Source organism: Clostridium nigeriense (assembly GCF_050585265.1).
GTDB classification, from domain to species: Bacteria; Bacillota; Clostridia; order Clostridiales; family Clostridiaceae; genus Clostridium; species Clostridium nigeriense_B.
In genome coordinates this window covers 76,556-88,372 of sequence record NZ_JBNOOE010000014.1, presented here as the reverse complement: position 1 = coordinate 88,372, position 11,817 = coordinate 76,556, and the positions used below count along the sequence as shown (strand labels likewise).

Below are 11,817 nucleotides of genomic sequence, written 5' to 3'. Positions count from 1 at the left end.
TTAAAGAAGTATTAAAGAGAATAGGTAAACTATAATTTAAAGCCTGGTAGGTAAGGAATAATAACCTTACTTACTAGACTTTTTTTATTTATAAAAATATACAAAATTTAATAAAAAATAGAAAAAAACTATTGATTTTATACACTACATGTAGTACAATATAATTGTAAGGAGGTGATAAAAGTGGCAAAGAAAAAGAAGAAGAAAAAAGGAATAGAGCCTAAAGATTTAATACAGCTAATAACATCAATAAGCACACTGATAACAGCTATAATAAATCTAATACTTGCACTAAGCAAGTAACAACTAAAGGAAGGGTTCACACCCCTTCCATTCCTTAAATCTTCTTCTTAACTATATTATATCATATAAGTTAAGGAGGTAAATAGAAAATGACAAAAGTAGAAAAGGTAACTTTAGGAATAAGTTTACTTGCATTAGGAATAAGTTTAGTAACTCTTATATTATTAATAGTGAAGTAAGGAGAATTTTAATGTCAGATAAAAAAATTAGTGAAGCAAGAGAAAAAGCGAATAAGAAATGGAATGAAAATAATAAAGAGCATATGAACTATTTAAGAAGTAGAAGTAGTGCAAGAAGTTTTATAAGAAATAAAGCAACACTAGAAGATTTAGAAGAATTAGAGAAATTAATTGAAGAGAGAAGAAAACAATTGTAATAATCTTAAAGTCTAGTAGGTAGGAGAATCATACTTACTAGACTTTATTTGTAGTAACAATAATGTTAAAAAATGTATAAAAATTATTGACTACAATTATAACAGTAAATAAAATATAATTAGTAATACTTGCTAAAAATCCCGTTCGTTTAGTAAACTCATTTAGACCATAAACCTATAAAATAAATAAGTTAATAAGTATTATCTATAATAAAATCCAAAACCATAAAAATAACACTTAGTGAATTATATCTCTAAGTGTTATTTTTTGGTGAATAAAATGTTTTAAATACATATTTTAATAATATTAACTTATCAGTTTAATTATAGACAGTAATATTAGTTTTTATACATAAAATGTAAAAGTATTAAAAAGAAACTTTTAAAAGTAGCATAAAGAACTATAATCTATATTTATTTATCTATATTTAATATTAATTAGCTTTATATTAGCTAATACAGAAGTATTTGCTAAAAATAAAAAAGTCTTAGAGTTTAAATCTAAGACTTAAAGTTTATTATTCTCTTTTAATAATAATTCTAAAGCTTTATCTAATAATTTAGACATTGGTATAGATGTTTCTTTAGAAAGTTCTTTCATTTTTTCTAATAGTTCTATATCAAATGTACTTGAATATCTTTGTCTATTAACAAGACTATCTTTTTTATCTGCCATAGTAACACCTCCTATATATATTATAACATTATTAATTAAACTTAATCAACTTTAATTAAAAAATACTTGATTAAAGTTGATTAAGGTGTTATTATTTAATTAAGGTTAATTAACGTTGATTAAATGAAAGGAGGAAACTACAAATGCAATTCTTAAAATTATCTACAGAATTAATAACAGATACTAATATCACATCAAATGAATTTAGAATATATTCTTATCTTTTAAGCCTTTATAATGAAGAAAAGAAATGTAGTTATCCTTCTATAGATGTTATAAGTGAAAGGCTTAATATATCAATTTCAACAGTTAAGAGAAGTATTAAAAGACTTGCAGAGCTTGGTTATATTGTTATAGAAAAAAGAAAAGGTCTAGCAGGTAATTTCAATATCTATAAAAAATTAAAGCATATTATATCTAATATAGTAACTAAGAAGAAAGCTCCAAAGGTTGGAGTAGACAGTAACGGAGAAAAGCCAATAGATGGACAAATTTCAGTAGAAGAGGCTTTACAAGAAATAGAGGAAACTACAATAGAAATTAATAGTATAGATAACAATAGTAATGTAAGACTTGCTAGGAGTGTGACAAATATAGATAATAGTGGATTTGCTAAGAAAGTAATATCTTTAGCAGATAAAGAGTTAGTAAGAGCAGCTATAAAAGATTTTAAAAACAAGAGAGGAAAAACTCCTACATTTCTTGTTAAGTTATTAATAGACCAATACTATAAAAATGGGCTAAATTTATCTAGATCTTTAATAAATTTATTAAAAAAAGATTATTTAGTTTTATAAGGGGGATTAGGAGATGTATGATCATATGTTAGATAGAATTGAAAATGATATAAATTTATGTTTTATGTTAATTAAAGAAGAAGAGGATAGAGCAGTAAATGAAGAAAGATTACTAGAAGATTTACTACCAAATAAATTGGATAAAAAAACCAATACTAACTTCTAAAATTAAAAAAGTGAATATATTATATAATTTTTGAAAGAAATTAGAGTTATATAAATGTTTTATTTAGATAATATAGTAAAAATAGTTATAAAAAATATAAAAAGATATAAAAAATATAAAGGAATTTATATTTTTTTATAGAATATAATATAATGTTATATCGTAAGGAGTTGGGTATATGAATTCGGAGTTAAGGAAAACAATTAATAAAATAGCTGAAATTATTGTAGAAACATTAGAGGTTAGAATACCAATAGATAATTTAGACAATATAGTTAATCAATTAGGCGGAATAATTATTAGAAAAGATGAATTAGATGGAGCTGAAGGTAAAGTTTATAGAAATGGTGATGGATTTGTTATAGAAATTCCTAAAATAGATAATAGGTATAGAGAAAAGTTTACTATAGCACATGAATTAGGACACTTATTTTTACATATGGGATATGCAATCGATGAGAGTTTGTGGGAAAAAAATAAAGATAAGGTATATTTAAGAAAAGAAGTTGGAGAAATGGAATATCAAGCACATGAATTTGCAGCTGCTTTTTTAATGCCAAGAGAAAGTTTTTTTGAAATAATGAACGAAAATTATAATGGTGATGGGACATATTCTATGAATAAAGTAGCAGAATATTTTCAAGTATCACTTGAATCAGCAATAAATAGAGGAAGATGGTTAGGTATTTTATCATGGGGGTAATATAGTTGAGTAAAAATGAGACGAGACTATCTATAAAATCAATAATAGAAAAAAAATTAGGAGAATTATATAATAATGAATTTATTGAAAATTCAAAGTCAAATTATACAGAAGAGTTAATATTATTTGTATCTTTTGATTTAGTAAATTCAAGTAGTTATAAAACTAGAAATTATACTAGTTGGTTTCCAATATTAATAACAATAACTGAGAAAATAAAGGAATCTATGATTAAAAAGATAGATAAATCTCAATTATGGAGAACTATTGGAGATGAAGCTGTATTCATAGTTAATATTGCTAATATAGAACAGTTAGAAAATTCAATTAAGAGTGTGTTTGAAATATTAAATAATATAGTAAATGAAATAAAAAATGGTGAAATTTTAGATGGAAATTTCAACGAAGAAGAGAAAGAGATGTTTGTGGCACAAAATGTATTATCATTGAAAGCGGCAGCTTGGATAGCTCCAGTACATAAAACAAAGGACTTAAAAATACAAACAAATAAAATACATAACTTGATGTATATATATAATCATAATGGAGATGAAGGACTTCCAACATATGAATTTCAAGGAAATGATATAGATACTGGATTTAGAATAGCTAAAAACACAATACAAAGAAGATTGACATTAAGTTTGGAATTAGCATATTTATTGTCTAAAAATCAGTTTATAGATAATAAAATACATATAGTAGCATATAGGAAATTAAAAGGAATATGGGATGGAAAAATGTATCCTATAATATGGTATCATGATCATGAATATACGAATTGTAAATTAGAAGATAGTTTTTTTTATGATGAATACTATAATGATGATATTACTAAAGAGTTTATTGATAAGGAATTTGATAAGATGATCTTTGAAGATAATATGACTTCTTTTCAAAAAATAAATAAAATTGTAAAAGATAAAAATATTAAATCTAAAATAGATATAATCAATAAAATATTAAATCAATCTACTGATAGTAAAAAATTATTAGAAGGAAATAAATTATTAGAAGTACATTGTGTTGCTGTTTGTGTTAATTTATCACGAAAAGAAGTACTTATGTTTAAGAGATCTAAAGATACAGATTTATTTCAGGAAAAATGGGATTTTGGATGTTGTGAAATGCAAAATGGACAATCATTTAAAAGTAATATAGAAAAAGATTATAAGAAAAAATTCAATATTAATATAAAAGTTGGAGATCCTATTAAGGAATATAATTTTTTAAACGAAAATAAAAAAAATGTTCCAGGAATAAGATTTATTGCAGAAATAATAGATGATAGTAATATAAAATTTGATACTGATGAATATATAGATAAAAAATATATATCATTAGATGAGTTTAGAAGATTAAATGATCAAGAGCAAGATAAATATATATCATATAGTGAATTTTTAGATGTTTTTGAAAGTGTAGAAAAAAAAATAAATGTATAAAAGGATATGATTATGAAAAAAGAGGTTTTAGAAATTAATATGGAAAGATTTGATTCGTATATAGAAAAATTAGATGTAAAAGCTAGTTTTATATTGGCTATTGCTAGTGCTATATTAGCAGCTATTCTTATTGAATATAAATCAATTTCAAATGACAATTGTTTCTTGAAAGTATTACTAGTGATAAGTATTATTTTTATAGTAATTTCAACTATATTTTCAATACTAGTAATTATTCCAAGAAAATCTATTAGTAATTTTAAATCATGTTTATATTATAAATCAGTTGCAGAAATGTCAAAAGATGAATATAAAGTTTTCTTAAATACAATAAATAATCAAGAGAGTTTTGAAAAAGAATTAATTAATGAGACTAAGGAGCTAGCAAATATATGTAATCAAAAGATGATAAAATGTGAAAAATCTAGTTTTTTCTTAGTTTTAGGATTAGGGATAATATTATTAATAGAATTAATTAATATAATAAAATTTTAAAGTCATCTAAATAATAAAGAAGTAAATTCTTTATTATTTAGATGATTTTTTATTATAAAGAATATAAAAATATTAGAAAGAACTAAAATATATATTTATTTATCTATATTTAAAATCAATTATCTTTATAATAGAATATAAGAAAAAAGAACTGATATTAATACCAGTACTTAAACAATTTATACATATATCTTAAATGGACTAATTCCTCTGTGCCTATATCTGTTAGTAGGGCCTTAGCTTTATTAGTTGGCATTGAATATCTTTGATTTAAATATCTAAGTGCTGCTCCTAACTCTCCATCTGGACCACCATATTGACTTACTAGAAGCTTGGCCATTCTTATGTCAGTAGATTTAAGGTTAACTGGATATTCTAAAGTCTTAACGTAATACCACATTAGTTTTTACCTCCTTTTTTCTTTTCCCAAGGCCATGGGGAATTAACCCAGCTTTCAGGATCTTGAAAATAAGCAGTACCAAAGTTTGTTAAAGGGCCATATTGTTTTTCATAATCCCACATAGTCTTTTTTAGTTCACAAGATATTTGTTCAAAATCAGCTCTTGCTTTTTCACATTCAGGGTTAATATCTAAATACAAGTTTAAATCTATAGCAAAAAATTGTAACTTTTGTATTTTTTCTAAATAATCATGTCTTTTCATTCTCTATCAGCACCTCCTATAAATTTAACATCACAGTATGGGCTATACAGATCTTTGAAAATTGTTCCTGCAGCAAAAGCATCATTTATATTAAATAAATTTTCATAGGGTTGCAGATTAACAAAAGCCTTTCCATAAACATTAGGGGTAAAAACTTTATTAGATTCATAGCAATTTTTACTTGGATCACTACAAGCAGTATTACAATAATCTTTACCAGGATTATTTATACAGTCTTTGCATTTATCGCAATTATCATTTTTACGATAGTACATAAAAAACATCCTTTCAATTATTAAACTCTAATAATAAACTATGATGAAAAAGTACATATGTGATAATAGAAGTCAATATATAAGGTTTATTGAAAAAAATTAATTAATAAAAGTACTTATATAAAAATTAGTTAAGAGTTTTATAATGTAAAAATATTGTTAAAAGTATACAGTATATTGGGAAGTATTGTATTTTGATAGGAAAAAAGGATATATAAGTAGAATATAACATATGGAAATTATATTTAGAAAGGAGTAGTGAATAGATAGAAATTTATATTTAGTAATCAGGTACTAATATTACTATAATTTAAAAGTTTAATTTTTGGGGGTATAAAAGTGAAGAAAAGAATTTTATCACTAATGCTAAGTATGACAATGTTGTTATCAACTCTGGGTACAGTAGTTTCAGCTGATGTTAATCTACAAACCGATAAAGATACAAGCAATAATGATTTACGATTATGGTATGATTCACCAGCAGAGGATAGCTATAATGGTTGGCAAAAATGGTCATTGCCACTAGGCAATGGATATATGGGAGCAAGTATATTTGGTGGCGTTGAATACGAAAGAGTTCAATTAAATGAAAAAACACTTTGGTCTGGTGGACCAAGTGAAAGTAGACCTGACTATAACGGAGGAAACATAGAATCTAATGCAACTGTTAAAGTTGATGGAGTAGATGTTCCAATAATGAAGGCAATTCAAGATGCATTTGCTAGAGGAGATACAGAGACAGCTAATAGTTTATGTAATAAATTAACTGGAGTTAGTGATGATGCAGGAACACAAGGTTATGGTTATTTTCTAAGCTATGGAAATATGTATTTAGATTTTAAGGATAATATAAAATTTAATAATGTAAAAAATTATTCACGGGATTTAGATTTAAATACTGCAATTTCAAGTGTGAATTACAATTATGATAACGTTAACTACAAGAGAGAATATTTTATAAGCTATCCTGATAATGTTATGGTTACAAAACTTTCAGCTAGTGAAAAAGGTAAGCTATCATTAGATGTTAGGGTAGAACCAGATAATACTGAAGGTGAAGGACCTAATACCAATAATGGATATACTCGCACATTTACTAAAACAGCAGAAGATGGATTAATTACTATTTCTGGTGAGTTAGATGATAATCAAATGAAGTTTAACTCTCAGACTAAAGTAATAAATACTGGTGGTACAATTACTGATTTAGAAGATGGAAAAGTAAATATAAAAGAGGCTGATGAAGTTGTTATAATAACTTCAATAGCTACAGATTATAAAAATGAATATCCTAATTATAGAACAGGTGAAAGTGATGAAGAGCTAGGAACTAAAGTTAACAACCGTATTGTAGAAGCAAGTAAAAAAGGATATGAAGGTCTTCTAGAGTCACATCTGTCAGATTATCAAGGGATTTTTTCTAGAGTAGATTTAGATTTAGGTCAAACAGCATCAAGTATGACAACAGACAAGCTCTTAAGTAGTTATAATAATGGAACAGCAGCAGAATCTGAACAAAGATATCTTGAGGTTATGCTATTTCAATATGGAAGATATTTATCAATAGCTTCTTCACGTGATGGATCATTACCATCTAACTTACAAGGAGTATGGGCAGGTGCAAATAATTCTCCATGGCATTCAGATTATCATATGAATGTTAATCTGCAAATGAACTATTGGCCATCATACTCCACTAATATGGCAGAAACAGCATTACCATTAATTGACTATATAGAATCATTAAGAGAGCCAGGACGAGTTACTGCTGAAATTTATGCAAATATAAAAAGCACTGATGATAATCAAGAAAATGGATTTATGGCTCATACACAAAATACTCCATTTGGATGGACAGCGCCAGGGTGGAGTTTCGATTGGGGATGGTCTCCAGCAGCAGTGCCTTGGATTTTACAAAATGTTTGGGAATATTATGAGTATACTGGTGATTTAGAATTTATGAAAACTGAAATTTATCCAATGTTAAAGGAAGAGGCTGTTTTATATGAGCAAATGTTAATTGAAGATCCTGAAACAGGTAAATTGGTTTGTTCACCAGCATATTCTCCAGAACATGGACCAAGAACAAATGGAAATACTTATGAGCAATCTTTAATTTGGCAAATGTATGAAGATGTTATAACAGCAGCTAAATTAGTAGGAGAAGATCCAGAGAAAATAGAAAAGTGGGAAAATATACAAAAAAATTTAAAAGGACCAATTGAAATTGGTGAAAGTGGACAAATAAAAGAATGGTATGAAGAAACAACATTAGGAAGTATGGGGCAAAAAGGACATAGACATATGTCTCATCTTTTAGGCTTATTTCCAGGAGATTTAATTTCTGTAGAAACTCCAGAGTTACTTGAAGCAGCTAAAGTTTCTCTTAATGATCGTGGAGACCAAAGTACTGGTTGGGCAATGGGACAAAGAATTAATACGTGGGCAAGAGTAGGAGATGGAAATCGAGCTTATAGTTTAATTCGTACATTATTCAAGAGTGGTATTCTAACAAATCTTTGGGATACTCATGAACCATTCCAAATAGATGGAAACTTTGGGATGACTTCAGGAGTAGCTGAAATGCTTATGCAAAGTAATATGGGATATATTAATTTCATGGCTGCTATGCCTGATGAATGGGCAGATGGTTCTGTATCTGGCTTAGTTGCAAGAGGAAACTTTGAAATTGGTATGGAATGGAAAAATAAGCAAGCTACTAAGTTTACCATAACTTCAAACAATGGTGGAGAGTGTATTACAAAATACGAAAATATAGGACTATCAGTTGTTAAAGATTCTAAAGGAAATTTAGTTAATTATACAGCTTTAGAAAATGAAAAAATATCTTTTGATACAGTAAAGGGTGAGACTTATACAATTACCAATATTCCAACTTCAAAATTAGATGCACCAACTAATTTAAATGCTTATAGGACAAGTGATGAAGCTATTGATTTAGAATGGGATGCTGTAGAAGGAAAGGATATAACTTATAATGTTTATCGCCAAATAGATAAGGGAGATTTATTGCTAGTTGGTAAGAATATAGAAGCTACATCTTTAACAGATGAAAATGCCCAAGATATTTTAGGAACATTTAAATATAGTGTTTCAGCAGTTATTGATGGAAATGAGACTAAATTATCAGATTCAATTACTGTAAAAGATTTAAGAAATATGGCAGGGTATATTGATGATCAAGATTCTCGTATAACTTATGTAGGAAATTGGGGAAACTGGTCTGAAGGAGTTAATTATGCAGGCACAGTAAAATATTTAGAAAATCCAACTGGTAATGAAACAGCTGAGTTAACCTTTGTAGGTACAGGTATAGAAGTTATTGCAGTTACTAATGCAGATAGGGGTAAGTATGAAGTCTTTATTGATGATGTTAGTAAGGGTGAAGTAGATACCTATAGTTCATCTACAGGAAGAAAAAAGGTTATATATACTATTAATGATTTAGAAAAGGGAAAGCATACAATTAAACTTAGAGCAACTGCAACAAAAAATTCTAGTGCAAGCAAGGCTAAAGTAGAGTTAGATGCATTTAAGGTTATAGATAATACCATATCAGTAGTAACAAGTGTTGATGTAACTTCAGATTCAGGTATATACACTTTAAGCAAAGCTAATAGTAATTTGCAAATGATAGCTAATATTTCACCTAAAGATGCAACAAATAAAGATGTTGAATGGAAGGTTACAGATAAATTAGGTAATTCAACTAATCTTGCAACTATTAATGAAAATGGTTTATTGACTATTAATACAAATAATGGGGATGTTAGAGTTACAGCTACATCTAAGGAAAATGAATTAATAAAAGATTCGGTAGATGTTAAAATTGCTATACCAGGTTCAATAAATGAATCTATTATAGAGGATGCTGTAAATAATAATGGATGGATAAAAAATCCTGAATACAAATGGACAGGCAATTGGTCGACATGGGCAGGTGAGCAAACTAAACATCATGGTGGCACTAAGACTGAAACAGGAACTGGAGCTGAAGCTATAGGTAGTAGTATTGAATACACATTTACTGGAACTGGAATAGAGGTTTATGTTCATAAGCATACTAATTTTGCTAGCTTTGACATTTCTATTGATGGAGGAGAAACAACTAATTATTCTTTAGAAGGAAATGATCAAGGACAAGCACAACTTGTATCTTTTGAAAATCTACAAAATGGTAAACATACCATTAAGTTAATTGCTAAGGAACGTTCTGGAAAATATCAAGTAAATATTGATTATTTTAAAGTGTTTTTACCTGAAGATAATTCTTCATTAGATAAAAATGAACTACAAACAAGTATTGAAAATAATAAAAATAAAGTAGAAAAAGATTATACAGAGGAAACATGGAGAATATTTAAGGAAGCTTATAATAATGCAGTAAATACAATGAATAATGATAATGCAAATGATCAAGATATTAAATTAGCAACAAAGGCATTAAATGATGCAGCTTTAGCATTAGAAGAAAAACCTATAACAACACCTCCAGAAATAGGAGATGCAAAGTTAGAGGCTATAGGAGTAGAATCATCTACATTAATGTTAAGATGGGATTTAGTTTCAGATGCAGTAAAGTATAATATTTATAAAATCAATAAATCAACAGGTGAAGAAATATTACTAGATAGTATTACAGGATTATATTATAGAGTAAATGATTTACTTTCAGGAACAGAGTATGAATTTAAAGTTAAAGCAGTAAATAAAAATGATATAGAAGCACAACTTCCAAGTATTAAAGTGACAACTAAAGTTGCATTAGATAAAGAAAGGCCAAGTGATGTAAAAAATTTAAAAGCTAGTACAAATCAAATTCCAACTTCTATTATTAAATGGGATGCATCCATAGATAATGAAGGAGTAAAGGGATATAAGATATATTTAAATGGAACTTTACTAGGTATAACAGAAAATACAAATTATGAGTTAACAGGATTAGAATATGGTAAAAGCTATATTATAATGGTAATAGCATTTGATGAGGCGGGAAATACATCACTTAATCCAGCAATGATAGAAATTAATGAAAATGAAAATTCGATAGAAGTAGATAAGACAGAATTAAATAAATCAATAACAGTAGTAGAAGCTCTAAAGAGAGAGGACTATACTGAAGATAGTTGGGAAAAGCTTTCTGAGATATTGACAGAAGCTAAGGCTGTTTTATCTAAAGAGGATGCAACACAAGAAGAAATAAATAATATTAAATCTTTATTAGATAAGGCAATAGAATCTTTAAAGAAAGTAGATAATGAAAAGCCAATAGAATTAGATAAGACGGAATTAAGTAAATCAATAACAATGGCAGAAGCTTTAAAGAAAGAGGACTATACTGAAGATAGTTGGAAAAAGCTTTCTGAGATATTGACAGAAGCTAAGGCTATTTTATCTAAGGAGGATGTAACACAAGAAGAAATAAATAATATTAAATCACTTTTAGATAAAGCAATAGAAGCTTTAAAGGAAGTTGATAATGAAAATCCGGCAGAAGAAGTAGATAAAACACAATTGAAAAATTTAATAATTGGAGCAGAAGCTTTAAAGAAAGAAGATTATACAAAAGAAAGTTATGAAATTTTCATAAATATATTAAAAGAGGCTAAGGAGATTTTAGACAAGGAAGATGCCACTCAAGAGGAAGTAGATGCTGTAAAAGATAAATTAAATAAAGCTATTAATGACTTAAAAGCAAATAAAAATGATATTAATGATGGAGAAAATAAAAATAATAATGGATTACCAACTACAGGAGGAACTTCATCTACAGCAATAGTTTTATTTGGAACAATAATATCTATAATTGGGGTATCTATGGCAAAAAGAAAAAAATAATAGCAGTGTAAATAATATAATGATTTATTAAGTAATTATACGTCTCAAAATATAAGAAA

At 27.1% G+C, this 11,817-nt stretch carries 10 protein-coding genes and 1 pseudogene; 7 read left to right on the top strand and 4 right to left on the bottom strand.

Features of this window, described 5'->3' with window-relative positions; all coding sequences use genetic code 11:
- Window positions 1-493: 493 nt before the first annotated feature.
- A complete protein-coding gene (locus tag ACQPVP_RS13015; protein ID WP_430850605.1) occupies window positions 494-679 on the top strand; it encodes a hypothetical protein in 186 nt (61 codons plus the stop codon).
- Between the two features lie 508 nt (window positions 680-1,187).
- Here ACQPVP_RS13015 and ACQPVP_RS13010 read toward each other — a convergent pair.
- Window positions 1,188-1,355, bottom strand: a complete 168-nt coding sequence (locus ACQPVP_RS13010) for a ribbon-helix-helix domain-containing protein (RefSeq protein ID WP_430850604.1) — start codon at window positions 1,353-1,355, stop codon at window positions 1,188-1,190.
- 143 nt (window positions 1,356-1,498) lie between these two features.
- Between ACQPVP_RS13010 and ACQPVP_RS13005 the strand changes: the two genes are divergently transcribed.
- The 5 genes from ACQPVP_RS13005 (at window position 1,499) to ACQPVP_RS12985 (ending at window position 4,961) form a co-directional block, all read left to right on the top strand.
- The gene (locus ACQPVP_RS13005; RefSeq protein ID WP_430850602.1) at window positions 1,499-2,152 is read left to right on the top strand and encodes a helix-turn-helix domain-containing protein; all 654 of its coding nucleotides are present in this window, start codon (window positions 1,499-1,501) and stop codon (window positions 2,150-2,152) included.
- A 13-nt stretch (window positions 2,153-2,165) separates the two neighbouring features.
- A complete protein-coding gene (locus ACQPVP_RS13000) occupies window positions 2,166-2,318 on the top strand; it encodes a hypothetical protein (RefSeq protein WP_430850601.1) in 153 nt (50 codons plus the stop codon).
- Window positions 2,319-2,496: 178 nt separating this feature from the next.
- Window positions 2,497-3,021, top strand: a complete 525-nt coding sequence (locus ACQPVP_RS12995; protein WP_430850599.1) for an ImmA/IrrE family metallo-endopeptidase — start codon at window positions 2,497-2,499, stop codon at window positions 3,019-3,021.
- Between the two features lie 5 nt (window positions 3,022-3,026).
- Entirely contained in the window at window positions 3,027-4,466 is a 1,440-nt protein-coding gene (locus ACQPVP_RS12990) for a hypothetical protein (protein ID WP_430850597.1), read from the top strand.
- Window positions 4,467-4,478: 12 nt separating this feature from the next.
- On the top strand, window positions 4,479-4,961 hold the full coding sequence (locus tag ACQPVP_RS12985) for a Pycsar system effector family protein (protein ID WP_430850595.1): 483 nt from the start codon (window positions 4,479-4,481) through the stop codon (window positions 4,959-4,961).
- 193 nt (window positions 4,962-5,154) lie between these two features.
- On the opposite strand, the pseudogene ACQPVP_RS12980 reads toward ACQPVP_RS12985, so the two are convergent.
- From ACQPVP_RS12980 to ACQPVP_RS12970, 3 genes and pseudogenes are all read right to left on the bottom strand, one after another.
- Window positions 5,155-5,361 (bottom strand): annotated as a pseudogene (locus ACQPVP_RS12980) (manganese catalase family protein); the annotation flags it as partial.
- Entirely contained in the window at window positions 5,361-5,624 is a 264-nt protein-coding gene (locus tag ACQPVP_RS12975) for a spore coat protein CotJB (protein ID WP_430850593.1), read from the bottom strand. The gene ACQPVP_RS12975 and the pseudogene ACQPVP_RS12980, both read right to left, overlap by 1 nt.
- The gene (locus ACQPVP_RS12970; protein WP_430850591.1) at window positions 5,621-5,899 is read right to left on the bottom strand and encodes a spore coat associated protein CotJA; all 279 of its coding nucleotides are present in this window, start codon (window positions 5,897-5,899) and stop codon (window positions 5,621-5,623) included. Before ACQPVP_RS12970 ends, ACQPVP_RS12975 begins: the two co-directional genes overlap by 4 nt.
- 339 nt (window positions 5,900-6,238) lie before the next feature.
- On the opposite strand from ACQPVP_RS12970, the gene ACQPVP_RS12965 reads away from it, so the two are divergent.
- Window positions 6,239-11,758, top strand: coding sequence for a glycosyl hydrolase family 95 catalytic domain-containing protein (locus ACQPVP_RS12965; RefSeq protein ID WP_430850589.1), 5,520 nt, complete (start codon window positions 6,239-6,241; stop codon window positions 11,756-11,758).
- Window positions 11,759-11,817 lie beyond the last annotated feature (59 nt).

What these genes read in the sequence shown, in the direction of transcription:
- ACQPVP_RS13015 (WP_430850605.1), top strand. Translation starts at nt 494, where the DNA reads ATGTCAGATAAAAAAATTAGTGAAGCAAGAGAAAAAGCGAATAAGAAA.
- ACQPVP_RS13010 (WP_430850604.1), bottom strand. Translation starts at nt 1,355, where the DNA reads ATGGCAGATAAAAAAGATAGTCTTGTTAATAGACAAAGATATTCAAGT.
- ACQPVP_RS13005 (WP_430850602.1), top strand. Translation starts at nt 1,499, where the DNA reads ATGCAATTCTTAAAATTATCTACAGAATTAATAACAGATACTAATATC.
- ACQPVP_RS13000 (WP_430850601.1), top strand. Translation starts at nt 2,166, where the DNA reads ATGTATGATCATATGTTAGATAGAATTGAAAATGATATAAATTTATGT.
- ACQPVP_RS12995 (WP_430850599.1), top strand. Translation starts at nt 2,497, where the DNA reads ATGAATTCGGAGTTAAGGAAAACAATTAATAAAATAGCTGAAATTATT.
- ACQPVP_RS12985 (WP_430850595.1), top strand. Translation starts at nt 4,479, where the DNA reads ATGAAAAAAGAGGTTTTAGAAATTAATATGGAAAGATTTGATTCGTAT.
- ACQPVP_RS12975 (WP_430850593.1), bottom strand. Translation starts at nt 5,624, where the DNA reads ATGAAAAGACATGATTATTTAGAAAAAATACAAAAGTTACAATTTTTT.
- ACQPVP_RS12970 (WP_430850591.1), bottom strand. Translation starts at nt 5,899, where the DNA reads ATGTACTATCGTAAAAATGATAATTGCGATAAATGCAAAGACTGTATA.